Source organism: Sphingomonas sp., assembly GCF_032114135.1.
In the GTDB taxonomy this organism is placed as follows: Bacteria; Pseudomonadota; Alphaproteobacteria; order Sphingomonadales; family Sphingomonadaceae; genus Sphingomonas.
Genome location: NZ_DAMCTA010000002.1, coordinates 194078 through 219089, shown reverse-complemented (window position 1 = coordinate 219089; position 25012 = coordinate 194078). Strand labels below are relative to the sequence as shown.

General features: G+C 68.3%; 27 protein-coding genes. 7 read left to right on the top strand and 20 right to left on the bottom strand.

Annotated elements, in window-relative coordinates; genetic code table 11:
• Positions 1-118: 118 nt before the first annotated feature.
• The 12 genes from guaA to RT655_RS13010 form a co-directional block, all read right to left on the bottom strand.
• Positions 119-1678, bottom strand: coding sequence for a glutamine-hydrolyzing GMP synthase (guaA, locus tag RT655_RS13065; RefSeq protein ID WP_313537458.1), 1560 nt, complete (start codon positions 1676-1678; stop codon positions 119-121).
• Between the two features lie 49 nt (positions 1679-1727).
• On the bottom strand, positions 1728-2429 hold the full coding sequence (locus RT655_RS13060; RefSeq protein ID WP_313537456.1) for a YoaK family protein: 702 nt from the start codon (positions 2427-2429) through the stop codon (positions 1728-1730).
• 11 nt (positions 2430-2440) lie between these two features.
• Complete coding sequence (locus RT655_RS13055; RefSeq protein WP_313537453.1) at positions 2441-3763, bottom strand: alginate export family protein; 1323 nt, start codon at positions 3761-3763, stop codon at positions 2441-2443.
• A gap of 169 nt (positions 3764-3932) precedes the next feature.
• The gene (locus tag RT655_RS13050; protein ID WP_313537451.1) at positions 3933-4358 is read right to left on the bottom strand and encodes a DoxX family protein; all 426 of its coding nucleotides are present in this window, start codon (positions 4356-4358) and stop codon (positions 3933-3935) included.
• Positions 4359-4360: 2 nt separating this feature from the next.
• Positions 4361-5236 carry a glyoxalase gene (locus RT655_RS13045; RefSeq protein ID WP_313537449.1) on the bottom strand — a complete coding sequence of 292 codons (876 nt, stop codon included), beginning with the start codon at positions 5234-5236 and terminating at the stop codon, positions 4361-4363.
• Positions 5237-5376: 140 nt separating this feature from the next.
• Positions 5377-7224, bottom strand: a complete 1848-nt coding sequence (locus tag RT655_RS13040; protein WP_313537448.1) for an amidohydrolase — start codon at positions 7222-7224, stop codon at positions 5377-5379.
• A 132-nt stretch (positions 7225-7356) separates the two neighbouring features.
• Positions 7357-7605 (bottom strand): XapX domain-containing protein, encoded by a 249-nt coding sequence (locus RT655_RS13035; protein WP_313537447.1) that lies wholly within the window; start codon positions 7603-7605, stop codon positions 7357-7359.
• Positions 7606-7635: 30 nt separating this feature from the next.
• A complete protein-coding gene (locus RT655_RS13030; RefSeq protein ID WP_313537445.1) occupies positions 7636-8475 on the bottom strand; it encodes an alpha/beta hydrolase in 840 nt (279 codons plus the stop codon).
• Between the two features lie 88 nt (positions 8476-8563).
• Positions 8564-9220 carry a hydrolase gene (locus RT655_RS13025; RefSeq protein ID WP_313537443.1) on the bottom strand — a complete coding sequence of 219 codons (657 nt, stop codon included), beginning with the start codon at positions 9218-9220 and terminating at the stop codon, positions 8564-8566.
• A 249-nt stretch (positions 9221-9469) separates the two neighbouring features.
• On the bottom strand, positions 9470-10132 hold the full coding sequence (locus tag RT655_RS13020) for a response regulator transcription factor (protein ID WP_313537441.1): 663 nt from the start codon (positions 10130-10132) through the stop codon (positions 9470-9472).
• Positions 10133-10201: 69 nt separating this feature from the next.
• The gene (locus RT655_RS13015; RefSeq protein WP_313537439.1) at positions 10202-10783 is read right to left on the bottom strand and encodes a M17 family peptidase N-terminal domain-containing protein; all 582 of its coding nucleotides are present in this window, start codon (positions 10781-10783) and stop codon (positions 10202-10204) included.
• A 114-nt stretch (positions 10784-10897) separates the two neighbouring features.
• Positions 10898-11458 (bottom strand): AraC family transcriptional regulator, encoded by a 561-nt coding sequence (locus tag RT655_RS13010; RefSeq protein WP_313537437.1) that lies wholly within the window; start codon positions 11456-11458, stop codon positions 10898-10900.
• A 254-nt stretch (positions 11459-11712) separates the two neighbouring features.
• Here RT655_RS13010 and RT655_RS13005 point away from each other — a divergent pair, with 254 nt between their 5' ends.
• The gene (locus RT655_RS13005; protein ID WP_313537435.1) at positions 11713-12684 is read left to right on the top strand and encodes an iron ABC transporter permease; all 972 of its coding nucleotides are present in this window, start codon (positions 11713-11715) and stop codon (positions 12682-12684) included.
• A complete protein-coding gene (locus tag RT655_RS13000; protein WP_313537433.1) occupies positions 12675-13457 on the top strand; it encodes an ABC transporter ATP-binding protein in 783 nt (260 codons plus the stop codon). The genes RT655_RS13005 and RT655_RS13000 overlap by 10 nt, the downstream gene beginning before the upstream one ends.
• On the opposite strand, the gene RT655_RS12995 is transcribed toward RT655_RS13000, so the two are convergent.
• From RT655_RS12995 to RT655_RS12985, 3 genes are read right to left on the bottom strand one after another with little or no spacing between them, the layout of a single operon-like run.
• Positions 13454-14248, bottom strand: coding sequence for a LysR family transcriptional regulator (locus RT655_RS12995; protein ID WP_313537431.1), 795 nt, complete (start codon positions 14246-14248; stop codon positions 13454-13456). The genes RT655_RS13000 and RT655_RS12995 overlap by 4 nt on opposite strands.
• Positions 14245-14649: a Co2+/Mg2+ efflux protein ApaG gene (apaG, locus tag RT655_RS12990; RefSeq protein ID WP_294255795.1), complete on the bottom strand. Its 405-nt coding sequence runs from the start codon at positions 14647-14649 to the stop codon at positions 14245-14247. Before apaG ends, RT655_RS12995 begins: the two co-directional genes overlap by 4 nt.
• The gene (locus RT655_RS12985; RefSeq protein ID WP_313537427.1) at positions 14646-15854 is read right to left on the bottom strand and encodes an aminotransferase class I/II-fold pyridoxal phosphate-dependent enzyme; all 1209 of its coding nucleotides are present in this window, start codon (positions 15852-15854) and stop codon (positions 14646-14648) included. Before RT655_RS12985 ends, apaG begins: the two co-directional genes overlap by 4 nt.
• 227 nt (positions 15855-16081) lie before the next feature.
• Between RT655_RS12985 and sugE the strand changes: the two genes are divergently transcribed.
• The 4 genes from sugE to RT655_RS12965 all read left to right on the top strand — a co-directional run bounded on the left by sugE (position 16082) and on the right by RT655_RS12965 (position 19393).
• On the top strand, positions 16082-16402 hold the full coding sequence (gene sugE / locus RT655_RS12980; protein ID WP_313537425.1) for a quaternary ammonium compound efflux SMR transporter SugE: 321 nt from the start codon (positions 16082-16084) through the stop codon (positions 16400-16402).
• On the top strand, positions 16395-16820 hold the full coding sequence (locus RT655_RS12975) for an ACT domain-containing protein (protein WP_313537423.1): 426 nt from the start codon (positions 16395-16397) through the stop codon (positions 16818-16820). The genes sugE and RT655_RS12975 overlap by 8 nt, the downstream gene beginning before the upstream one ends.
• Before the next feature lie 67 nt (positions 16821-16887).
• Positions 16888-18192: a phospholipid carrier-dependent glycosyltransferase gene (locus RT655_RS12970; RefSeq protein ID WP_313537422.1), complete on the top strand. Its 1305-nt coding sequence runs from the start codon at positions 16888-16890 to the stop codon at positions 18190-18192.
• 85 nt (positions 18193-18277) lie between these two features.
• Entirely contained in the window at positions 18278-19393 is a 1116-nt protein-coding gene (locus RT655_RS12965; RefSeq protein ID WP_313537420.1) for an NADH:flavin oxidoreductase, read from the top strand.
• An 81-nt stretch (positions 19394-19474) separates the two neighbouring features.
• Here the strand turns inward: RT655_RS12965 and RT655_RS12960 are convergent, their stop codons facing one another.
• From RT655_RS12960 to RT655_RS12940, 5 genes are all read right to left on the bottom strand, one after another.
• Positions 19475-20575 carry a glycosyltransferase family 2 protein gene (locus tag RT655_RS12960; RefSeq protein ID WP_313537419.1) on the bottom strand — a complete coding sequence of 367 codons (1101 nt, stop codon included), beginning with the start codon at positions 20573-20575 and terminating at the stop codon, positions 19475-19477.
• Positions 20572-21624, bottom strand: coding sequence for a 3-isopropylmalate dehydrogenase (gene leuB / locus RT655_RS12955; protein WP_313537418.1), 1053 nt, complete (start codon positions 21622-21624; stop codon positions 20572-20574). The genes RT655_RS12960 and leuB overlap by 4 nt, the downstream gene beginning before the upstream one ends.
• 58 nt (positions 21625-21682) lie before the next feature.
• Positions 21683-22414, bottom strand: coding sequence for a DNA repair protein RecO (recO, locus tag RT655_RS12950; RefSeq protein ID WP_313537417.1), 732 nt, complete (start codon positions 22412-22414; stop codon positions 21683-21685).
• 72 nt (positions 22415-22486) lie between these two features.
• Entirely contained in the window at positions 22487-23536 is a 1050-nt protein-coding gene (locus tag RT655_RS12945; RefSeq protein WP_313537415.1) for an NAD(P)-dependent alcohol dehydrogenase, read from the bottom strand.
• Between the two features lie 36 nt (positions 23537-23572).
• On the bottom strand, positions 23573-23977 hold the full coding sequence (locus RT655_RS12940; RefSeq protein ID WP_313537413.1) for a cupin domain-containing protein: 405 nt from the start codon (positions 23975-23977) through the stop codon (positions 23573-23575).
• Between the two features lie 105 nt (positions 23978-24082).
• On the opposite strand from RT655_RS12940, the gene RT655_RS12935 reads away from it, so the two are divergent.
• Positions 24083-24976: a LysR substrate-binding domain-containing protein gene (locus tag RT655_RS12935; RefSeq protein WP_313537411.1), complete on the top strand. Its 894-nt coding sequence runs from the start codon at positions 24083-24085 to the stop codon at positions 24974-24976.
• The last annotated feature ends 36 nt before the right edge of the window (positions 24977-25012 follow it).

Genomic DNA, 25012 nt, shown 5'->3' with positions numbered 1-25012 from the left:
GCTTGCCGCTGCCAGACAGTGCCCGACACGACATGGCCCAAACGCAAAAAAGCCAGCATTTCTGCGGGCTTTTCCGTGTCTTATTGCCTCTCGATGCCGGCTCGTGCCGAACGCAGGATCATTCCCACTCGATCGTGCCGGGCGGCTTGCTGGTATAGTCGTAGGTCACCCGGTTCACGCCGCGCACCTCGTTGACGATACGCGTCGCCACCCGCGGCAGGAAGCCGCCGGGGAATTCGAAGGCCTCGGCGGTCATGCCGTCGATCGAGGTGACCGCGCGCAGCGCCAGCACGCTGTCATAGGTCCGCCCGTCGCCCATCACGCCGACGCTGCGCACCGGGGTAAGCACCGCGAAGGCTTGCCAGATCGTGTCGTAGAGCCCGGCGTTACGGATCTCCTCGAGGTAGATCGCGTCCGCCTTGCGCAGGATGTCGCAGCGTTCCTTGGTGACTTCGCCCGGAATGCGGATCGCGAGGCCCGGCCCGGGGAACGGGTGACGGCCGACGAACACGTCGGGCAGGCCCAGCTCGCGGCCGAGCGCGCGGACTTCGTCCTTGAACAGCTCGCGCAGCGGCTCGACCAGCTGCATGTTCATGCGTGCGGGCAGGCCGCCGACATTGTGGTGGCTCTTGATCGTCACCGACGGGCCGCCGGTGAAGCTCACGCTCTCGATCACGTCGGGGTAGAGCGTGCCCTGCGCCAGGAAATTGGCGCCGCCGATCTTCTTCGCCTCGGCCTCGAACACGTCGATGAAGGTCTTGCCGATGAACTTGCGCTTCGCCTCGGGGTCGGTGACGCCGGCCAGACCCCCGAGGAACAGCTCTTCCGCGTCCACATGGACGAGCGGGATGTGGTAATGTTCGCGGAACATGGTGACGACCTGATCGGCCTCCCCTGCCCGCATCAGGCCATGGTCGACGAACACGCAGGTCAGCTGGTCGCCGATCGCCTCGTGGATCAGCACCGCTGCCACGGCGGAATCGACGCCGCCGGACAGGCCGCAGATCACCTTGCCGTCGCCCACCTGCGCGCGGATCTCGGCGATCTTGGCGGCGCGGAACTCGGCCATGGTCCAGTCGCCCGACAGGCCGCAGACATGGCGTACGAAGTTCGCCAGCAGCTTGGCGCCGTCCGGCGTGTGGACCACTTCCGGATGGAACTGCATCGCATAATAGCGGCGCTCGTCATTGGCGATCACCGCATAGGGGGCGCCAGGGCTGGCCGCGACCGGGCGGAAGCCGGGGGCAAGTGCCGCCACCTTGTCGCCATGGCTCATCCACACCTGGTGCGTCTCGCCGGTCTGCCACAGCCCCTCGAACAGCGCGCAGCCATCGGCGATCTCGATGAAGGCGCGACCGAACTCGCCGCTGTCGCCCTGTACCACCTGGCCACCGAGCTGGTGCATCATCACCTGCTCGCCATAGCAGATGCCGAGCACCGGCAGACCGCTGTCGAAGATCACCTGCGGCACGCGCGGGCTGCCGTCGTCCAGCACCGAGGCGGGCGAGCCCGAGAGGATCACGCCCTTGGGCTGCATCCGGGCAAAGGCCTCGGCGGCGGTGGTGAAGGGCGCGATCTCGGAATAGACCCCGGCTTCGCGAACGCGGCGTGCGATCAGCTGGGTCACCTGGCTGCCGAAATCGACGATCAGGATGGAGTCGGTGTGCTGGAGCGTCATGGCTGGCCGATAGGGAGCGATCGCGAGCCTGTCAAAGGGGTGCGGGCTATCATGGGCGCAGCGGCTCGGCAGCGATCGGGTGGCGGACGCAGGCCAGCGTGCCGACCAGCACGGTAAGTCCTGCCACCAGCAGCGGGATCGCCAGGCCGTAGCGGTTGACCAGCACGGCCCCCAGGAAGGCGCCGAGCAGGATCGCGACCACGGCTGCAAGCCGCCGGCCGATATTGGGGTTGCGGCCGCCCGCAAGGTGCGAATCGGCAGCGATGCCGGTGAGCGTCAGCGTGAGCACGGTGGTGGTAAGGTCCGGCACCTTGAGCTGGCGGATGGTGGCGTTGCGGAAGCCCATTGCGATCGCGGTCAGGGCGATGATCGCGAACACGCAGGTCTCGGGCAATATGCCCATCGCGCGCGCCCAGACATCGACACCAGCGGCCATGCCGAACATCACTGCTTCGGTCACCGCCGCCAGCACCAGCCAGCGCCGCAGCGGCTGTCCCGCGAGGTGCGTCCCAAGCTTGCCCGCGACCAGCGCACCGACCAGGAAGGATGCCAGCGCCACGATATAGGGCGCGATGGCGAAGCCCGGGGTGCCCGCGGCGGCGAAGCCGAGGAAGACGATATTGCCGGTCATGTTTGCAGTGAACACCTTGCCGAGGCCGAGCACGCTCACCGCGTCGACGAGGCCCGTGGTGACCGAGAGGAGCAGGAGCAGCGGCGGAAGCGGGGAAGCGGCGGTCTTGGGGTCGGCCATGGCGGAGGTCCTCAGAATCGGAAGTTGCTTTCCAGGCCGATCATCCGGATCGGGCGGGGCGCACCGGTCTCGCGCAGAAAGCGCCCGGCCTGGAAAAAGGAAAGCGAGGCGGAAAGCTCGAGTTCGGCGGTCGCCTGCCAGGCGATCGCGCCTTCGATCTGCTTGCCGATGAAGCGCGCACGGCTGGTGCCCGGCGCGCGGAGCAGGTTGCCGGGGATGTCGTACACGCCGTCTGCGGTGGCGTAGCGCCAATAGGCGATGCCGGCGATGCTGGCGGAGACGCCGCCACCCATCGTTCCGGCGATGCGCGGGTTGAGGTTGACCAGGTTGTAGGGCCCCACCGGCGACAGCTCGCCGAAATATTTGCCCTTGGGGAACAGCGCGTTGAACGTGCCGAGCCGGCGATCCCCGCCGTGGCCGTCGCCGCTGATGACGTTGAACCGCAGCACCGCGTCCGGCGCAAAGGGCAGATAGGGCAGCTTGCGGCCGAGCTCGGTGCCCAGCGTCCAGGCAGCGATCGGCCCGTCGGCGAAGCGGCCGAACTGGGCGACGCCCTCGACATTCCAGTGCCAGTTGTCGCGCGCGCCATAGACGCGGGCGCCAAAGCTGTGGCGCAGCTCGCGGCCGGTGCGGTCACCGAACGTCGCGGTGCGGTTACGATAGCCGAGATAATAGAGGTCGAGCCCCGGCAGCACCGCATAGGCGCCCCAGAGCTTCTTGGTCGGCGAGGTGCGATCGTCGAAGGTGCCGAGCCGGGGTGCCACCGGTGCTACGGCGAGCAGGCTGATCCTGGCCTGGCCCACCGCCACGATCCCGCGCACGCCGTCGAACGCCAGCGGCACATTGGGGCCGTAGCGGGTGCCGATCAGCCGCTCGGTGCCCAGCGACAGCATCTGGCGCCCCCCGCGCATGGTGACCGCGCCGAGATCGAGCTCGGCAAAGCCCTGGAGCAGGTCGGTGCGGGTCTGGTCGACCGGGCTCGCGGCCGGGTGGACGCCCGCGGCATAGGCGAGGATCGGCTGGGCGAAGGCGCGGACGCGGCCGATATGGAGATCGGCATAGGGCAGCGCGCGGGTCCAGAGATAGGCGTCGTCGGGCGAGGCCGCGTTGCCCAGGGCGTTGTTGGCGAAGGATTCGCTCCGCAACCGGACTTCGATGCCGGTGGAGAGCCATGCATCGCCGCCAAGAGGGATGTATTTGAACGGGCCCGTCCAGTGGTGCGCGCGCTTCTCGGCGTCGGCAAGATCGGACCAGTCCTCGTCATAGCGGGTGATGCTGAGCGTCGGCGCCTGCCAGGGTTCGTGGATGGGGGAGACTTGTCCCCGCGCCGCCACTTGCGCTCCCCTCCCGCTTGCGGGAGGGGGCGGGGGAGGGACTGACGTGGTAGAAGCGCTGCTAGGCTCCAGCCCCTCCCCTAGCCCCTCCCGCAAGCGGGAGGGGAACGCCGGAGGAGACGTCGGAACCGGCGCGGCGGGCGCCACCAGCACCACCGCCGCGGCGAGGCTAGCCACGTCGCTTCGCCTGCTCCGCGACCAGCGCCGCCAGGACGAAGCCGCCGATCAGGCCGAGATGCTCGAAGAAGGCGTTGGTCGCGCCGAACCGCTCCGGGCCTGGCGGCATCGTCCAGAAAGCATTGGCGGTGAAGGCGGCGAGCAGGGTGAACACCCCCAGCATCCCCGCCCCCAGCCAGATCCAGCGCCCGGTGAGGATCAGCACCGGCCCGACCAGCTCCACCGCAATGGTCAGCGCCGCCCAGAGCGCGGGCGGGTGCATGCCGAAATGCGCCTGCTCCGCCACCGCGCCCTGCCAGTCGGTGAGCTTCACCAGTCCGCCGAGTAGATAGGCGCCGACGAGCAGCAGTCGGGCGAGAAACCAGGTCGGCCGCCAGTCGAGAATGGCGTCGACGAAGCGCGGGTCGGGTGTCGCCATGGTCACTTGGTCGCGGGGCTGTGGATCTCGGCGATATAGCCGCCGGGGAAGCGCACGATTGCCGCGCGGCCGCCGGCTGCGGCAGTGGGCTGCACCAGCGTCTCGACACCAGCGGCCTTGGCCTTGGCGAGCGTCGCGTCGAGATCGGGCACGGCATAGCCGGTCATGTCGCGGCCATAGGGCCAGGGCAGCACGCCATCGGTGACGAACACCACCATCTTGCCATAGCCGCTGGTGATCGAGATCCGGCGGATCGTCTTGCCGGGCTCGCCCACCTCGGCGCCGGGCGCGCCGCGGTCATCGGCGGTGACCTTGCCCTTCGCATAGCCGACCCAGCTCTTCACGAAGCGATCGGCGACGTCCTCGGTGAGGTAGATACGGTTCTCGGGCACCGTTTCCAGCGGCGTGTAGCTCGGCTTGGTGGTGTGCCAGTAGATCTGCATGTTCACCCCGCCCGGCCACTGGATCAGCGAATCGCGGCCGATCGGATCGGGGAAGGTCACCAGCCGGCGGACGGCGCCGTGCTGCACCGCGGCCTTCACCGCGGCGTCGATGTCGGTCACCAGATAGCCGGTGCGCTCGTCGCCGAAGGGGAACGGGATCGGCGTCTTGAACCCGAATACCGAGACGGTGCCGGCGGGCGTGAGCACCAGCTGCGACTTGGTGAGGCTGGTGGTGGGCGTGACCTGGAACACGCCCTGCTTGCTGGTCGTGCCCCCGAAGGTCGCCTGGAAGCTGGTGACGAAGCTGTCGAACTGGTCTTCCGGCACATAGACATGGGTGGTGTCGTACTGGGGGCCGACCGAATAATCGGCGGTCTGCTGGGCGGGCGCCGGCGTGGCGACGAGGAGGGCGGAGGCGAGGAGGAAGAGGCGCATGGCGAAACTCCTGAGGCTATCGCTCCCCTCCCGCGTGCGGGAGGGGTCGGGGGAGGGAATGACGTGGAAGAAGCGCTGAGGCGGTGCAGCCCCTCCCGCAATCGGGAGGGGAACGCGAGTGGAGAGGGCCGGACTAGCCATCACACCGCCCAGCAGCCGCAGCCGAGCGCGCCCCAGAAGCTCTGGACATCGGCGGCGGGCACCTGCGCACCGAGTGCGGCGGCATGGTCATGGCCATGGACCGAGCAGTTGCTGTGGCAGGCGCAGGCCGAGGCAAGCTGGGTGCGGGTCTCGGGCGACTGATGATAGCCGCCGAAGGTGGCGACCGGCGACCAGTCGGGCATCGGCCGCGGCAGCGCAGGCGCAAGCGGGGCATAGTCGCCGTCGCCATGCACCACCTGCCCGCCGAGCAGCGTCAGCACCGAGCGGATATGGACGATCTGGTCCTCGGGCACCGAGAAATAGTCGGCGGAGAGCACCGCCAGATCGGCGAGCTGGCCCGCCTTGATCTGGCCCTTCTTGCCCACCTCGTTCGAGAACCAGGTGTTCTCGTGCGTCCACATCGCCAGCGCCTTTTCGCGGCTGACGCGGTTGGCGCCCGGATAGAGCTTGAGCCCGCCCACCGTGCGGCCGGTCACCAGCCAGCTGAGCGACATCCACGGGTTATAGCTCGCCACCCGGGTCGCATCTGTACCCGCACCCACCGGCAGGCCGGCGGCGAGCATCTTGGCGATCGGCGGGGTGCGCTCGGCAGCCTTGGCGCCGTAGCGCTCGACGAAATACTCGCCCTGATAGGCCATGCGGTGCTGCACGGCGATGCCGCCGCCCAGCGCCGCAATGCGATCGATGTTGCGGTCGCTGATCGTCTCGGCATGGTCAAAGAACCAATTTATGCCGGTCAGCGGGATGTCGCGGTGGACCTTCTCGTAGACGTCGAGCGCGCGGCCGATCGTCTCGTCATAGGTCGCGTGGAGACGCCACGGCCAGCGATGCTCGGCCAGCAGGCGGATCACCGGCTCGAGATCGCCTTCCATGTTCGGCGGCATGTCCGGCCGGGCGACGCGGAAATCCTCGAAGTCGGCGGCCGAATAGACGAGCATCTCGCCCGCGCCATTGTGGCGATAGCTGTCGTCGCCCTGCCCCGGCGTCACCTGCTTCACCCAGCCGGCGAAATCGGCCAGCTCTTCCTTGGGCTTCTGGGTGAACAGATTGTAGCTGATCCGCACGGTCAGCTGGCCGTCGGCGTGGAGCTTCTCGATGATCGCGTAATCATCGGGATAGTTCTGGAAGCCGCCGCCCGCGTCGATCACGCCGGTGACGCCCAGGCCGTTCACTTCGCGCATGAAGTGCCGGGTGGAATTCAGCTGATACTCCTCCGGCAGCTTGGGGCCCTTGGCAAGCGTCGAATAGAGAATCGTCGCGTTGGGCTGCGCGAGCAGCAGGCCGGTGGGATTGCCCGCGGCATCGCGGACGATCTCGCCGCCCGGCGGGTTCGGCGTGTCCTTGGTATAGCCCACCACCCGCAGCGCCGCGGCATTGAGCAGCGCGCGATCATAGAGGTGGAGAATGAAAACGGGCGTGTCGGGGGCGACCGCGTTGAGCTCGTCGATCGTCGGCAGGCGCTTTTCGGCAAACTGGTGCTCGGTGAAGCCACCGACCACGCGCACCCATTGCGGCGCGGGCGTGTTGTCGACCTGGCGCTTGAGCATCGCCATTGCGTCGGCCAGGCTCGGCACGCCGTCCCAGCGCAGCTCCATATTATAGTTCAGGCCGCCGCGGATGATGTGCATGTGGCTGTCGATCAGCCCCGGGATCACCCGGCGGCGATGCGCGTCGATCACCTGCGCGCCCGGCGCCGCGGCGGCGCGGACCTCGGCTTCGCTGCCGACCGCGAGAAACTTGCCGTCGCGGATCGCGATCGCCTCGGCCACCGGGTTCTCCCGGTCGAGCGTCGTCACCTGGGCGTTGACGAGGATCAGATCGGCCATCGAATTTCCTTCTTCAAGCCCCTCCCCTTCAGGGGAGGGGTTGGGGTGGGGGGGATCTGTGAACACGGGGCTGGCGCATCCGTCATGCCCCACCCTCAACCCCTCCCCTGAAGGGGAGGGGCTTAGATTGGCTCATGCCTGGTCGTCGGGCTTCTTGGCCGACACGCCGAGGATCTGCTCGGCGGAGTCGGTGCGGAGGTACGCAACGACGTCGTGGCCGGCGAACAGCCGCTTCGCCACCGGCACTACCTGCTCGCCGACAAGGATGCCGAGCAGGCCGATCAGCGCGATCGTGGGCGGCGCCGGGGATTTCACGCCGAGGAGGCTGTAGACGATGCCGACCAGCAGACCGGCGGCAAGCGAGATCAGATAGGGCTTCATCTGCAGATCCTCCCCGGCGCGCGCAATCGATCAGCCACGCACGAAGGCGAGGATGTCGGCGTTCAGCACGTCGGCATGGGTGGTGAGCAGGCCGTGCGGCATGCCCGGATAGATCTTGAGCGTCGGGTGCGGCAGCAGCTTGGCCTGGAGCTCGGCGCCCTGATGGTACGGTACCACCTGGTCGTCATCGCCGGCGAGCACCAACGTCGGCACGGTCATTGCTTTAAGGTCGGCGGTCTGGTCGGTCTCGGAGAAGGCCTTGATGCCGTCGACATGCGCCTTGGCGCTGCCCATCATGCCCTGGCGCCACCAATTGTCGATCACGCCCGGATAGACCTTCGCACGCTCGCGGTTGAAGCCGTAGAAGGGGCCTGCAGCGACATCGCGGAAGAATTGCGCGCGGTTCTCCGCGGTGCCCTTGCGGAAGCCGTCGAACACCTCCAGCGGCAGGCCGTTCGGATAGGCCTCCGTCTTCGCCATGATCGGCGGCACGGCCGCGACCAGCACCGCCTTGGCGACGCGGCCCTGCGGGATGCCGTACTTGGCCACATAGCGCGCGACTTCACCGCCGCCGGTCGAGTGGCCGATATGCACGGCATTACGGAGGTTGAGATGCTCGGCGACGGCAGCGGCGTCGGCGGCATAATGATCCATGTCATGGCCGCCGCTGACCTGCTCGGAGCGGCCATGGCCACGGCGGTCATGCGCGACGACGCGGAAGCCGTGCTGGAGGAAGAACAGCAGCTGCGCGTCCCAATCGTCCGACGAGAGCGGCCAGCCATGGTGGAACATGATCGGCTGGGCGTCCTTGGGGCCCCAATCCTTGAAGAAGATCGAGACGCCGTCTTTGGTGGTCACGGTGGAGGTCATGGGAGCAATCCTTGTCGTGGGAGAAGCAGGAAACGGGGTGGGTCCGACGGCGCTGGAGAGGGCGCGCGCCGCCGGACCCCGGGGCAACTCAATGGCCTTCGGAGGCGCCGAACATCGTCTTGGCGTAAGTGACGCCGAGGCCGTAGGCCCCGCCCCACTGCTTCGCGATGCCGGTGGTGGACGCGTAGGTCTCGGCGCGTGCCCAGTCGCGCTGCAGTTCGAGCAGATACTGAAGCGAGGTCATCGGCACCGCGCCCAGCTGGATCATCCGCTGCACCGCGCGCTCATGCGCTTCGGCAGAAATATCGCCGCAGGCATCGGCGATGAAATAAGCCTCGAAGCCTTGGTCGATGGCCGACGCGACCGGGCCGACGATGCAGACGCTGGTCCACAGGCCCGCGAAGACGATGCGCGGCTTGGCGATGCGGTTGACCTCTTGGATCACCGCCGCGTCTTCCCAGGTATTCATCGAGGTGCGATCGAGCAGCGCCTGGCCCGGGAACGCATCGGTCACCTCGCTGAACATCGGGCCGGAGAAGCTCTTCTCGGCAACCGTGGTCAGGATCGTCGGCACGCCGAAGGACTTCGCCCCGCGGCTGATCAGCGCGGCATTGTTGCGGAGGAGCGTCGCGTCGATCGACTTGGTGGCGAAGGCCATCTGCGACTGGAAATCGATGAGCACAAGGGCATGGTTGGTCGGCGAGATCAGCGACGTGCCCGGCGTGGCGGTGGCGGTGAGAGTCATGATGCGGCTCCAAAATCTGCCGGGGTCCGGCGTTGATGCGGTCAGAATAGCCGGCACGCATTTTCCGAAAACTCGGATAAACTTACGCGTACCGTTCTATTCTTTCGAACAGTGAGCGGTCAGTGCATCGCATCGCCACGGCGTGCGCGGCAGCATACCGCCGCCCGCAGCCCTAGGCTGCGACGGTCGGACCGGTATTGGATGGGTTTGATGCGATCGGACGCGTCGCGCCGGATCGGCACCCTCGCGCTAGAGTTCGATCAGCCCGCGCTTTGCCGCGATCGTCACGGCATGGGTGCGATCATTGGCGCCGAGCTTGGCGAACAGCGCTTTCATATGGCCCTTCACCGTTTCCTCGGACAGCGTGAGCCGGGCGGCGATCTGCTTGTTCGAATTGCCCCAGGCGGCGAGCGTCAGCACCGAGACTTCGCGTTCGGTCAGGTCCTCGTCGAGGACGTGCAGCGCGATCGCGGTCGCCACGCTGGCGTCAAGATGCTTGCCGCCGTGATGGACCGAGCGGATCGCCTCGAGCAGTTGGTTGCGCAGGCTGGCCTTGAGCAGATAGCCCATCGCCCCGGCCCGCAGCGCCTTGATCGCACGGCCATCGCCCGAATAGGTCGTCAGCACGATGATCCGGGCATCGGGGGATGCCGCGCGGATCGCGGTAATCGCGTCGAGGCCAGACATATCCGCCATCTGCAGGTCCATCAGCACCAGGTCGGGTTGCAACCGTGCATAGGCCTCGATCGCCTCGGCGCCGCCGCTTGCCTCGCCGGCGATCGCCATGTCGCTCTGGGTGGAGACGACGGCGCGCACGCCTTCGCGCAGCAGCATGTGATCGTCGACCAGCAGGATGCGGATCGGCGCGGAGCCGCGTGCCGGCGCACGCCCGCTGGAAACCCTGGTCAACATCGTTGGCGCCTCAACTCCCCGGAAAGCACGCCGAGCATAGCAGCTTCGGCGGCGCCGCGCATCCATGGCTCAGCGCCAGGCCGCCAAGGCGTCTTGAAGGGCGGCTGTCGTTTGAGCGGCCGCCCCGTTGCGGATGTCGAAGGTCCACTGCATCGCGACGGCGTCGCCGTCATACGCGTCGATTGCTGCGAGCGCCCCGCGCATCATCGCGGCCGCGCTCGGTGGTACCAGCGCGTCGGGCAGGCTGAGCTCGGACCAGCCGAGCAGACAGCCGACCGATGCCGCACCCATCCGCAGGGCGGCACGCATTGCCAGGCCGGTAAGGCTGCCGACCGCGTCCGGATCGGGGCCGAGCGATGCGCCCATGCCGATCAGCATCAGCGTCGCGGCGTGGATCGGCGCCTGGGGACCGGTCAGCATCAGCGTCTCGCCAAAGCCGCCGGTGAAGATCCCGCCCTCCCGCAACTTGGAAAGCGTGCCGTGCAGCACATCATCGACTGCATCGGCGCCACCGCGATTCGCGCAGACCACGTCCTTTTCCAGCATCCCGACGACGAGCAGGTCGTCTTTGGCTGCGACAACGTCGATCTGCGCCACCGCGAACGACACGCCCCGCCAGGCGCCGATCGCCAGCGATTGCCTGTTCCCCATGCCGACGCCGTGCTCCCTGCCCCCGCAAGCCTATCCGAAGCGGCGCAACTGCCTGCCGCCGCAAACCCGACTGGCCCGCACGGGTCGGCTTTGTCTTGAACAACTCTGCTGCGATCAGCCGCCGTGCTGCCAGGACCGGCGCCAGACGAGAGGCGTGGTGCCGACCAGCCTGCGGAACAATCGGGTAAGATGCGCCTGATCGCTGAGTCCGCAGGAACAGGCGATCTGCGACAGCGTGTCACGCGTGTCGCGCATCAGCAGCTGGGCACGGCGGATGCGCTGGCGGATGATATAGCCATGGGGCGTCTCGCCCGTGCTGATCTTGAAGGCGCGGCAGAAATGCCCGGTACTCAGCTGCGCTACCTCCGCGAGGGTGGAGGTGAGCACCGGCCCCTGGAGATACGCGTCGACATGCGCGACGACGCGGCGAAGCTGCCAGCCGGCAAGGCCGCCCTTGGCGACGCCGTCGGTACGCATCGGCCCGGCCGGCAACAGATCCTGTCCTTCGGCCGCCTCGGCCGTGACGAGCAGGCCCGACAGCCGCTCGAGATAGAGTCGAGCGAGGGGCAGATCCTCGTCGAGTGATCGTATCGCACCCGCCAGCAGCGCGATGCGTTCGGGGGTCCCGCCGGTCTGGGCCGGCGCAGCAACATCGATTAATGCCTGGTGGTACATGGTTCCATCCCGTCTTGCCGGGTGGACTGTCGCGCGGCTGGCCAGGCAGCGGAATCGAACCTCCGCAGGGCAGGATATCGCTTTGATTTGGGCTGGCTATACTATGGTTGGGGATTGCCCCGCCCCGCGCCCGCACGCGACACCCGCAAGGTTTCGGTAGGCGCGCGCGATCGGAATGCTATGGGCGCATCCATGTCAATCGCCATTGCCCACCCTGCCGCACTTCGTTCGCGCTGCCGGAGCGCGGCTGCCGCATGAACAGGCTCGTGCTCAATGGCGGACTCGCGCTGCTGGTCGCGCTGCTGTTCGCCGGCTCGCTGATGGCGGGCAAGTTCTGGGTGCCGCCCGCCGCCTGGTTCAGCCACGATCCGCGCTGGTGGATCATCGCCGAGCTGCGCCTGCCCCGCGCGATCCTGGGGCTCGCCATCGGCGCGGCGCTGGGGCTGTCCGGGGCGGTGCTGCAGGGCTTCCTGCGCAATCCGCTGGCCGACCCGGCGGTGGTCGGCGTCTCGTCCAGCGCGGCACTGGGCGCGGTGGGCGCGATCGTGCTGCTCGGGAGCAGCGCCCCGCTGGTGCTGTTCGGCTGCGCAATGGCGGCGGCGTGCGGGTCGATGCTGCTGCTCGCCGGGCTCGCCTGGCGGGCGGAGAGCGCGGTCGCCTTCATCCTCGCCGGCACGGTGCTCGCCAGCCTGGGCGCGGCGCTGACCAGCTTCCTGATCTCGATCGCGCCCAACCCCTATGCCACCGCCGAGATCCTCGACTGGATCATGGGGGCGCTGACCGACCGCAGCTATGCCGAGGTGCAGCTCGCCCTCCCCTTCATCGCGATCGGCTGCGCGCTGCTGCTGTTCACCGGCCGCGCGCTCGACGCGCTGACGCTGGGCGAAGCCGCGGCGCGCTCGATGGGGCTGCGGCTGGAGCGCACCCAGCTGCTCGTCGTGCTCGGCACCGGCCTGGCGGTGGGCGCGAGCGTGGCGGTGACGGGGATCGTCGGCTTTGTCGGGCTGATCGTGCCGCATCTGCTCCGCCCGCTCACCGGCGCGCGGCCCTCGGCGCTGCTGCTGCCGAGCGCGCTGGGCGGCGCGGCCCTGCTGCTGGCGGCGGACAGCCTGGTGCGACTGTCGCCCGGCCCCAGCGAGGTCCGACTGGGCGTCGCGATGGCGCTGCTCGGCACCCCCTTCTTCTTCGTGCTGCTCATCAAGCTCCGGCGGTCGACATGGAACTGAGCGTTACTGATCTGGCGGCCAGCCTCGGCAAGCGGCGGGTGCTGCACGGGATCGACGCGGTGCTGCGGCCCGGCAGGGTCACCGCGATCCTCGGCCCCAACGGCTCGGGCAAATCGACGCTGGTGCGCACCCTCGCCGGCTTGCTCGACCCCGATGCGGGGCAGGTGGAGCTCGGAGGCAAGCTGCTCGCCCGGCTGGAGCCGCGCGAGCGCGCCAGCCGGATCGGCTATCTGCCGCAGGAAGCCACGGTCCACTGGGACCTGCGCGTCGCCGACCTCGTCGCGCTCGGCCGGCTGCCGCACCGCGCGCCTTTCGCCGGCCTTTCCGCCGAGGATCGAGCGGCCGTCGACGCGGCGATCGAAACCACCGCCATCCGCCCCCTGGCCGATCGGCTGGTCACCCAGCTCTCCGGCGGCGAGCGGGCGCGCGTACTGCTCGCCCGCGTGCTGGCGGGGCAACCGGACTGGCTGCTCGCCGACGAGCCGCTGGCAAGCCTCGACCCCGTCCACCAACTCGACCTGCTCGACCGCCTGCGCGCGCTGGCGGCGGGCGGCATGGGCGTGGTGATCGTGCTCCACGATCTGGTGCAGGCCGCCCGGGCCGCCGACGACGTGCTGCTGCTCCGCGAGGGTCGCACCGTGGCGTTCGGACCGGCCGAGGCCGCGCTCGCCCATCAGCCGCTGCGCGACGCGTTCGGGGTGGAAGTGATGGTGATCGGCGACGACCAGGGCCGGCTGCTGCCGGTCCCGATCGGTCGGACCAAGGCCGGCTAGCCGCCGAGCACCTCGACCAGCGTCTGCACCTTCTTCTGCCGCCATTGCGGCAGCGGCGCGACCAGCCAATAGCCGAGCCGCGAGGCCTTGGGCTCGCCGACGACGGCGACGCGGCCGTCATCGATATCGGCACGCGCGAGCAGCTCTGGCACGGTTGCCCGGCCCAGCCCCTGCGCCGCTGCGTCGATCGCGAGGCCGGCATCGGCGACGCGGACCAGCGAGCCGGCATCCTCGGCCATGCAGCCGGGCCAGGAAATGCGCACGTCGATGCTCCCGCCGCCGGGCCGCTCGACGGTGACCATGCCATCGCTTTCCAGCGCCTCGCCCTCATGCTCGCCGGGCCCCTCGCCCCAGCGGATCGCCAGGTCGAGATTGGCTTCGGTGAAATCGAGCGCGTCGTCGGCGGGGACCAGCACGAAGCGCAGGTCGGGATCGGCGTGGGCGATGTCCGACAGGCGCGGCATCAGCCATTTGGCGGTGAGGTCGCGCGGCGCGGCGATGGTCAGCGACTTGGAGGATTGCCCCGCCTGCATCGCGCGCACCGCTTCCTCGAACTGGAGGAAGCCGTTGCGCAGCGCGGTCAGCCCGCTTTCCGCCTCGGGGGTGAGCTCCAGCCCCTTGGTGGTGCGGCGGAACAGCACCACGCCCAGCGTGTCCTCGAGGGCGCGGATCTGCTGGCCGACGGCGGCAGGGGTCACTGCCAGCTCGTCCGCGGCGCGGGTGAAGGATAGATGGCGCGCGGCGGCATCGAGCACGCGCATGCCGTTCAGGGGGAGATGGGTCCGCTTCACTGTTCGCCCGCCACCGCCGGAGCGATCAGCGCGAAGCGCGGGATGGTCACGTCGAACGCGTCGCCGTCCTCGTCGATCATGTGGTAGCTGCCCTGCATCGAGCCGGTCGGCGTCGAGAGCGGGCAGCCCGAGACGTAATCGAAGCTCGCCCCCGGTGCGATCATCGGCTGTTCGCCGACCACGCCCTCGCCCTCCACCGTGTGGCGCAGGCCGCGGCCATCGGTGATGATCCAGTGACGGGTGAGCAGTTGCACCGCCACCGGGCCCTCGTTCTCGATCCGGATGTGATAGGCCCAGAACCAGCGGCCGCGGTGCGGCTCCGACTGTTCGGGAAGGTACGACACCGACACGCGAACGACCACGCCGCGCGTCGTCGCCTCGTCGGTGAACAGCGCCTTCACAGCCCGGCGCCTCGCAGCGCCTGGTCGAGATCGGCGATCAGGTCGTCGGGGTCTTCGAGGCCGACATTGATGCGGATCATGCCTTCGGTGATGCCCATCTCCAGCCTTTTCTCCTCGGCGAGACCCGAATGGGTGGTCGAGGACGGGTGCGTCATCAGCGAGCGGGAGTCGCCGATATTGTTGGAGATGTCGATCAGCTCCAGCCCGTCGAGCAGCGCGTGCGCCTGGGCGCGGCCGCCATCCACTTCGAAGCTGAAGATCGGGCCGGCGGCGGCCATCTGGCGCATGAACAGCGCATGCTGCGGATGGCTGGGCAGCGCCGGGAAGTTCACGCGGGGCACCCGCTGCTCCAGGAAGCTGCCGACCTTCACCGCATTCTCGCTCTGGCGGCGGATGCGCAGGTCGAGCGTCTCCAAGCCCTTCAGCACCACCCAGGCGTTGAACGCGCTGAGCGTCGGCCCGGTGTTGCGGGTGAAGGGCAGCAGCGTGTTGGTGATGAAATCCTCCGACCCGCACACCGCGCCGGCGAGCACGCGGCCCTGCCCGTCCATCATCTTCGTGGCGGAATAGGCGACGACGTCCGCGCCGAAGTCCATCGGCCGCTGCAGCGCGGGCGTGGCGAAGGCGTTGTCCACCACCGTCACGATGCCGTGCTTGCGGGCAATCGCGCAAACGGCCTCAAGGTCGACCACGTCCATCGTCGGGTTGGCGGGGGTCTCGAAGAAGAAGATCTTGGTGTTCGGGCGGATCGCGTCCTCGAACTGCTGCGGATCGCGCGCGTCGATCGTCGTGGTGGTCACGCCGAACCGCGGCAGCAGGCTGTCGGTCAACCAGCGGCACGAACCGAAGGCGGCGCGGCCCTGGACGATATGGTCGCCCTGGCTCACCTGGCAGAGGAGCGCCGCGGTCATCGCCGCCATGCCGGTCGCCATGGTGCGGCACGCTTCGGCACCTTCGAGCAGGGCGATGCGCTGCTCGAGCATCTCCACCGTCGGGTTCTGGAGGCGCGAATAGGTCATGCCCGCCTGTTCGCCGGCAAAGCGCGCGGCGGCGTCGCCGGCGCAATCATAGGCATAGCCCGAGGTGAGGAACAGCGCCTCGCTGGTCTCGCCGAACTCGGAGCGCGCGGTGCCGCCGCGTACCGCCTGAGTCGCGGGCTTCCAGTTACGGGTGACGCTGGGATCCTGTCCGGTACGACGCTTCATATGCGCTGCTTTGCGGCGCTTGGGGGCGCTGCGTCAACCTCTTGGCGCACGGACCACGCCGCGTTCGCGGTGCAGCGCGCGGCCCGTGCGCGGCCCGGCATGGTTGAAATCTTTCCCTCGATGACCATGTGCCCCGGCGCGGCGACCACGTTCCCGCCCTGCGATCGGCGGCATGTCCGGGCGGGTATCAAGTCCGGGACGGCCCGGCTCTTCCTGAGGAGAGTCGCATGGCTTGGATCGCATTGGGTATCGCTGGCATTCTGGAAGTCATCTGGGCCTTCGCCATGAAACAATCGGAAGGGTTCACGCGCCCTGTCCCGACGGCGATCACCGTCTCGGCCGTAATTGTCAGCTTCGCCTTGCTGGCATGGTCGATGCGAACGCTGCCGCTGGGCACCGCCTATGGCGTCTGGACGGGGATCGGCGCGGTGGGCGCATTCCTGGTCGGTCTTCTGGTGTTGGGGGAGCCGGCAAGTCTCGTCCGCATTGGCGCGATGCTGCTGATCGTCACCGGTCTCGTGCTCCTGAAGCTGACCACCCATGGCTGATCCCGTGACCGTGCGCGACACCGCGGCAATGATCGCGGGAATGGCGCCGAAACTGCAGGATGGTAGCTATATATTCTGCACCACCGGTACCGACGCGGACGCGGCGCGCCACGCCCCGCACGCGATCGCCACCTTCCGCGAGCGGGAGGGGCTGTCCCTCCTCCTGCCGATAGAGCGCGCGGCTGCCTTCGGCTTCGACTGCGCGTTGCCGATGCGCCACATCACCCTCACCGTCTTTTCGTCGCTGGACGGCGTGGGTATGACGGCGGCGGTGTCCGCCGCACTCGCCCGCCACGGCATCGCCTGCAACATGGTCGCCGCACACCATCACGATCATGTCTTCGTCCCCGCATCGCAGGCAGCGGCGGCGATGGCCCTACTTGCAGCCCTGGCCGACGGTCCGCCGGACGGCAGCTGAGCGGCAGAAGTTGGGGCGGGAAATCTGCCCTATTCCGCTCTCCCGCGGCCTCGGCTAGGCCTATCCCATGCGTCTCCGCCTATCGGCTCTCGCCGCCCGTCCCTGGCTCGTCGCCCTCTTTATCGGCCTTGCCGCGCAACTGCTGTTCTCGCTGCATATCGACCAGCCGGGCCAGATCATGTTCGACGAGGTCCATTATGTCCCCGCCGCCAAGTCGCTGATCGAGCTTTCGGGACCGCGCAACACCGAGCACCCGCTGCTCGGCAAGGAGCTGATCGGCGCAGGCATGGACCTGCTCGGCGACAATCCCTTCGGCTGGCGGCTGATGCCAACCATCGCCGGCACCGCGACGGTGCTCGGCATCTTCGCCTTTCTGTGGATCCTGATGCGCGGGCGGATGCGGGTGGCGGTGACCGGCGCGGTGCTGGCGATGCTCAACCAAAGCCTGTTCGTCCAGGCGCGCACCGCGATGCTCGACGTGTTCCTCGGCGCCTTCCTGCTATGGGGCATGGTGTTGTTGCTCTGGGCGATGCGCGGCACGCCCTGGCAGGCGCGGTGGCGCTGGTGCGCCGGCGCCGCGCTGCTGGGGCTGGCCACCGCGGTGAAATGGGCGGCGGCGCCGTACATCGCCGCGTTCGGTCTCGCGCTGATCGTGGTGCGACTGCGCGACGCCCGCGGCACCCGCCGGCCGATCGCTACCGCGCTGTTCTCGGGCGACCAGCCACACTGGCCCGGGCTGTCGACGCTGGCTGCGCTTGCCCTGCTCGGCGCGATCAGCATCCTCGTCTATTTCGCGACCTTCGCCCCTACCTTCTTTTACCTGACCGGCGCCACCGACGGCCTGCGTGGGCTGCTGCATCTTCAGCGCGAGATGTACGCAGCGCAGACTCAGGTGCTGCCACACCATACGTACCAGTCCGACTGGTGGAGCTGGCCGCTGATGCTTCGGCCGATCTGGTTCTTCTACGAATGGGATCACGGCGCACAGCGCGGCGTGCTGCTGCTCGGCAACCCGGTAATCATGTGGGGCGGCCTGATCGCTGTGCTGGCCAGCTACATCCTGTGGTTCCGCACCAGAGCCTGGCGGCCGCTCGCGCTGGCGCTGCTCTGGACCTTCTCGGTGGCCATCTACGCCATCATCCCCAAATCACTGGGCTTCTATTACTATTATCACCTTTCGGCGATCTTCCTGTGCCTGGTGCTGCCGGTGACTTTCCACCAGTTCGATCGGCTGCGCGCGAAGGGGTGGGAGGAATGGTATCTGGCGCTGGCGCTGGTCTGCTTCGGCTATTTCTATCCGATCCTTTCCGCCGCGCCGCTCAACGACACGCTGAGCTACACCTACTGGATGTGGTTCCCTAGCTGGCGGTGAATTTTCGTTTCGCCCCTGCGACCATCTTGAACCACGCGCGGCAGTCGCTAGCTTCCCTTCAGTTTCGAACTGCAACGGAGTTCCCATGGCCGCGTCGACCGATACTCTCTTCCGCCCGTTTCGCATCAAGTCGCTCGATCTGCCCAACCGGGTCGTGATGGCGCCGATGACGCGGACCTTTGCGCCCGAGGGCATTCCCGGTGCGGCCAACGCCGCCTATTATCGCCGCCGCGCCGAGGGCGAGGTCGGCCTGATCCTCTCCGAGGGCACGGTGATCGACCGGCCCGCTTCGCGCAACCATCCCGGCATCCCCTTCTTCCATGGCGAGGCAGCCCTTGCCGGCTGGCAGACCGTGATCGACGAGGTCCATGCCGCCGGCGGCAAGATGGCGCCACAGATCTGGCACACCGGCTCAACCAAGGCCCAGACCGACTGGGTGCCGTCGGTCGACGTGGAGAGCCCGTCGGGCGTCGTCGCGCCCGGCAAGCCGCGCGGCGTCGCGATGACCGAGCAGGACATCGAGGCAACCATCGCTGCCTTCGCCAAGGCCGCGGCGGATGCAAAGCGCCTCGGCTTCGACACGGTGGAGATCCACGGCGCGCACGGCTATCTGATCGACCAGTTCTTCTGGGCGGGCACCAACACCCGCGAGGACGGCTATGGCGGCGCGACCCTGCCCGAGCGTTCGCGCTTCGCGGTCGAGGTGGTCAAGGCCGTGCGCGCGGCGGTGGGCCCGGACTTCCCCATGATCCTGCGCCTCAGCCAGTGGAAGCAGCAGGACTATAGCGCGCGCCTCGCGGCCACACCGGACGAGATGGCCGCATGGCTCCAGCCGCTGGTCGATGCCGGCGCGGACGTGCTGCACTGCTCGCAGCGCCGCTTCTGGGAGCCGGAGTTCCCGGAAATCGACGGCGAAAACGGCCTCAACTTCGCCGGCTGGGCGAAGAAGCTCACCGGCGCGGCGACGATCAGCGTCGGCTCGGTCGGCCTGTCGGGCGAGTTCATCGCGGCGTTCGGCGGCGAGACCTCGCAGCACAGCGATCTCGACAAGCTGGTCGAGCGGATGGAGCGCGACGAGTTCGACCTGATCGCGGTCGGCCGCGCGCTGATCAGCAATCCGGACTGGGTGAAGAAGGTCCGGGCCGGTGCGGGGCAGGAATTGAAAGGCTTCAGTCCGGCGGAGTTGGCCGAGCTGGTGTAAGGACGCCGCTAAGCCCCTCCCCTTTTCTTACCCCCCTCCCGCAAGCGGGAGGGGGAATAAGGAAGAAGGGGGGCTGCCCGCCTAGTACCGCCCCCACACGAACCGCGACGACAGCGCGAAATTCCACACCGCCGCCACCGCGATCCCCGCCAACGCGGACAGCCGCCAGTCGCCGTGCTGGACATTGTGGAGGAACGCCGCGAGCCCGACATTGGCCGCCGCCCCCACCGCGCACACCAGGCAGAAGCTCACCCAGCCGCCGATCAGCGCCGCGCCTTTCAGCCGTCGCTCGCGATAGGTGAGCGCATTGTTGAGCAGATAGTTGAACGTCATCGCCACGATCGTCGCGACGATGGTGCCGGTGACGAAGGGCAGCCCCGCGATCCGGAACAGCAGGAACAGCACCGCGAGGTGCACCGCCGCGCCGATCGCGCCGATCGCCGAAAACATCGCGAAGCGCACCGGCACGACCTTGCCGAACATCCGGTCGTACAGCGCGATCAGATATTCCATCGCCACGACGTAATCGAGCTTGCTCTCGCCCTCGGTGCGAACGCGGAAGGTGTAGGGCAGTTCGCGGAAGCGCAGCGGCTTCGGGCTCGCGGTCATGATGTCGAGCAGGATCTTGAAGCCGATGCCCGACAGCACCGGCACCAGCCCGCGCGCGATCTCGCTGCGGATCATGAAGAAGCCGCTCATCGGATCGGTCAGGTCGGCCTTGAGCACCTGACGCGACAGCTTGGTGGCGAACGCGGACTTTGCCACACGCTCGCGGTCCCATTCGCCAGTTCCGCCGCCGTCACAGAAACGCGAGCCGATCGCCACGTCCAGCGTGGCATCGGCCTGCAAGGCGTCGAGCATCTTGGGCAGCAATGTCTCGTCATGCTGCAGGTCGCCGTCGATCACTGCGACGCAAGGGGCGGCGGTGGCACACATGCCCTCGATACACGCCGAGGACAGCCCGCGTCGCCCGATCCGCTGGATCACGCGCACGCGCGGATCCTCCCGCCCGATGGCGCGCGCGGAGTCGGCGGTCCCGTCGGGGCTGTCGTCGTCGACGAAGATCGCTTCCCAGGCGCGGCCGGCAAGGGCCGCGTCCAGCTTGGCGATCAAGAGAGGAACATTGGCGCGTTCGTTAAAGGTGGGGATAACGACCGCAAGTTCGAGCAGGGTGTCGCTCACTGAAGCTCCAGCAGCACCGCGTCCCCCATCGCGGACGTTGAAAGAATACCCCCGAGATCGGTCGTCCGCGCGCCCTTGGCGAGCGCTGCGGCAACCGCTTTTTCGATGCGCTGTGCCGATGCTTCATCGGCCAGCGAGTGCCGCAGCAGCATGGCTGCGGAAAGGATGGCGGCGCACGGGTTTGCCTTGCCCTGCCCGGCAATGTCCGGCGCGCTGCCGTGGATCGGCTCGTACATGCCGTTCGCGCCCGACCAGGCGGCGAGCGAGGCCGAGGGCAACATGCCGATCGATCCGGCGCACATGCTCGCCTGATCGGAGAGGATGTCGCCGAACAGATTGCCGGTGACGATCACGTCGAACGATGCCGGCGCGCGCACCAGCTGCATCGCGGCATTGTCGACATACATGTGGGTCAGCGCGACCTCGGGATATTCCGCCGCCATCGCGGTAACGACGTCGCGCCACAGCTGCGAGGTCTCGAGCACATTGGCCTTGTCGACCGAGCAGAGCTTCTTGCGACGGCGCTTGGCCATTTCGAAGCCGACGCGGGCGATGCGCGTCACTTCCTGCTCGTCGTAGCTCATCACGTCATAGCCCTGGCGCAGGCCTTCGGGCGTGGTGCGATGGCCCTTCTCGCCGAAATAGATGTCGCCGATCAGCTCGCGGACGATGACGATGTCGAGACCATTCACCACCTCGGGCTTGAGCGGCGACGCGTCTTCGAGGCCCGGAAACAGGGTGGCCGGGCGTAGATTGGCGAACAGGCCGAGCGCCTTGCGGATGCCGAGCAGCGCGGCTTCGGGGCGCAGGTGGCGCTCCAGCTTCTCGAAGCGGGGATCACCGATCGCGCCGAACAGCACCGCGTCGGCGCGCTTGGCGAGCGCCAGCGTCGCTTCGGGCAGCGGATTGCCGGACGCCAGATAGCCCGCACCGCCGACCGGCGCTTCCTCGAAGCTGAGGCCGAGATCCAGCGCCTCGAGCACTCGGCGCGCCTCGCGCGTCACCTCGGGGCCGATCCCGTCACCCGGCAGTACAGCAATCAACGGCATTCCGATCCCCACGCTGGCAGCATGTCCTGAGAGGCGCGCTTAGCCGCCCTGGGGGCCTTCATGCAACTGCCCGCAACAACCGGTCCACCAGCCGGGCGCGCGCCGCCATCAGATCGGCGCCGCGGCCGATCAGCAGGTCGCGCGCTAGGAAGTGACCGGTTAGGCGCAGGCCGGCAAGGATGTCCTCCCAGTCCGCCGCGCCGCCTGCGGTGAGGAAATCCGGCAAGGCTAGCAGGCGATTCTCGTAGCCGAGCGCCCCTGCCCGGCTGACCGCGATACCGCTCTTGGGGCTGACAAAAGCGAGATCCTCGCTCGCGCCGGTCGCCGCGCAGCGTTCCAGATCGAGACCGAAGCCGAGTTCGGCGAGCAACAGCAGCTCGTAGCGCACCAGCGCCACCGCCCAGCCGCGCGCTGCGGGCGCCGCCTCGATCGCGTCGAGCACGCCGCCCAGCGCGGCATGGAGTCGGGGATAGGGCAGGCCTTCCGGCAGCGTCGCGGCGGTGAGCGCGGTCACCCAGGCGAGCGCGGCGGCGGGCAGCGGCTCGCCGAACATCGGCGCGCGGCTGTGGAGAAGCTCGACGGTGAGGCCCGCCAGCTGCTCCTCGGTTCGCGCGCGCCATTCGCCCTGGATGAGGTTGGCGGGCTGGAGTACCGGCCGCAGCGCCCGCGATCGTCCGCCACGGACATAGCCGGGCTGGACGCCGTCGCTTTCGGTGAGCGCCCGCACGATCGCGCCATGTTCGCCGTGGGCGCGAACGCTGAGCAATATGGCTTCGGCGCGACGATGCATCGCCGCGATGTAGGGTGCGCGCGGCAGAAAGGGAAATGCGGGGGCGACACAAACCGCCGCCCCCGCCGGGCTTCAGCCCATCGACGCGATGTCGATGACGAAGCGGTACTTCACGTCGCTCTTGAGCATGCGCTCGTACGCGGTGTTGATCTCGTCGGCGCGGATCATCTCGATATCGGCGACGATGCCGTGCTCTGCGCAGAAATCGAGCATCTCCTGCGTCTCGGCGATGCCGCCGATCAGCGATCCGGCGATCGAGCGGCGCTTGAAGATCAGCGCCGCGACGTTGGGCGACGGGTGCGCATGCTCGGGCACGCCCACCAGCGTCAGCGTGCCATCGCGCTTGAGCAGGGCGGTGAAGGCGTCGAGGTTGTGGCTGGCGGCCACCGTGTTGAGGATGAAGTCGAAGCTGCCCGCGTGCGCCGCCATCGCCTCGGCATCGCGCGAGACGACGACGTCGTCCGCACCCAGCGCCAGCGCATCGGCGCGCTTGCTCTCGGAGGTGGTGAAGGCGACGACATGGGCACCCAGCGCGTGCGCCAGCTTCACGCCCATATGGCCGAGCCCGCCGATGCCGACGATGCCGACCTTCTTGCCCGGGCCGACCTGCCAATGGCGCAGCGGCGACCAGGTGGTGATGCCCGCGCAGAGCAACGGCGCGACCGCGGCGAGATCCTGTTCGCCATGCCCGACCTTGAGCACGAACTTTTCGGTGACGACGATTCGCTGCGAATACCCGCCCAGCGTGTGGCCGGGGGCATCCGGCGTCGGGCCGTTATAGGTGCCGACGAAGCCGTTCTCGCAATATTGCTCCAGCCCCTCGTCGCACGAGGCGCAATGCTGGCAGCTGTCGACCATGCAGCCGACGCCGACGGTGTCGCCGACCGCGAACTTGCTGACATGCGCGCCGACGGCACTCACCCGGCCGACGATCTCATGACCCGGGACGCACGGGTACAGCGTGCCGTCCCATTCGGCGCGAACCTGGTGGAGGTCCGAGTGGCAGACGCCGCAATAGAGGATGTCGATCTGCACGTCGTGATCGCCGGGCGCGCGACGCTCGATATCGATCGGTTCGAGCGGCTTGTCGGCGGCATAGGCGCCATAGGCTTTGGTGGCCATGGTGGGTATCTCCTGGGGTGTTGGGGTTCTGAAGGTTCAGCGCGGGCCGGCGCGATAGGTTGCCTCGTCCACCGGCTCCATCCATTCGACCATCTTGCCGTCCAACGCTTCCTGGATGGCGATATGGGTCATCGCGGTGGTGGCGCTGGCGCCGTGCCAGTGGCGGTGGCCGGGCGGACACCAGACCACGTCGCCGGCGCGGATCTCGACGATCGCCCCGCCGTCGCACTGAGTCCAGCCGATACCGGAGAGCACGACCAGCGTCTGCCCGAGCGGATGGGTGTGCCACACGGTGCGCGCGCCGGGCTCGAAGGTGACGCTCGCCACCCCGTGCCGCGCGGGCGGCGGTGCGGTGTTTAGCGGGTCGATCCGAACGCGACCGGTGAACCAATCGGCCGGGCCGGTCTGCGAAGCCTGGCTGCCGTTGCGCTTAAGTTGCATGCATGCTCCTGCCGGCGCGGGAAGTGCGCTCGGTTAGAGATATGCCTGCCGCACTTCCCCGATTAGACGCTGGTATCTGCATGCAGTGCTGAATAGAGTTCAGCAATGAACCGCCAGCAGCTTTCCGAACTGACCGCCTTCCTCGCGGTCGCACGCCAGAAGAGCTTCACCCGGGCGGCCGCGCAAAGCGGCGTGACGCCCTCGGCGCTGAGCCATGCGATGCGCGGGCTGGAGGAGCGGCTGGGGGTGCGGCTGCTCCACCGCACCACCCGCAGCGTGAGCCTCACCGAGGCGGGCGAGCGACTGTTCGCCACGCTCGCGCCGCGGCTGGACGAGATCGAGGCAGAGTTGGCGGCGCTGAGCGCGCTACGCGACAAGCCGGCGGGGCTGGTGCGGATCAGCGCCGACGAGCATTCGCTCAACACATTGCTCTGGCCGCGGCTGGCGCCGATCCTGCGCGAGTTCCCGGACATCCGGGTCGAGATCGACAGCGACTATCGGCTGAAGGACATCGTCGCCGAGCGCTTCGACGCCGGCGTGCGCTTCGGCGACATCATCGCCAAGGACATGGTGGCGGTGCCAATCGGCCCCGATGCGCGGATGCTCGCCTTCGCCGCCCCTGCCTATCTCGATCGGGCCGGGCGGCCGCAGGCGATCGAGGACCTGACCGATCATGCCTGCATCAATTTGCGGCTGCCCACCTATGGCGGGCTCTATGCCTGGGAGTTCGAGGAGGAAGGCCGCGAACGCAAGGTGCGGGTCGATGGCCCCCTGACCTTCTCCTCGGTCTTCCCGATCCTGCGGGCGGCGTTAGACGGGTTCGGTATCGCCTGCCTGCCCGATGCGGTGGTGCAGCCGCATCTGGACAGCGGCGCGCTGGAGGCGGTGCTGACCCGCTTCTCGCCGCCCTTTGCGGGCTATCACCTTTATTATCCCAGCCGCCGTCAGCCCACGCCCGCCTTCGCGCTGCTGGTCGAGCGGTTGCGCTGGCGAGGCTGATGCGCCTGTGGCAGGTTGGCCGGGACGAGACGCCGA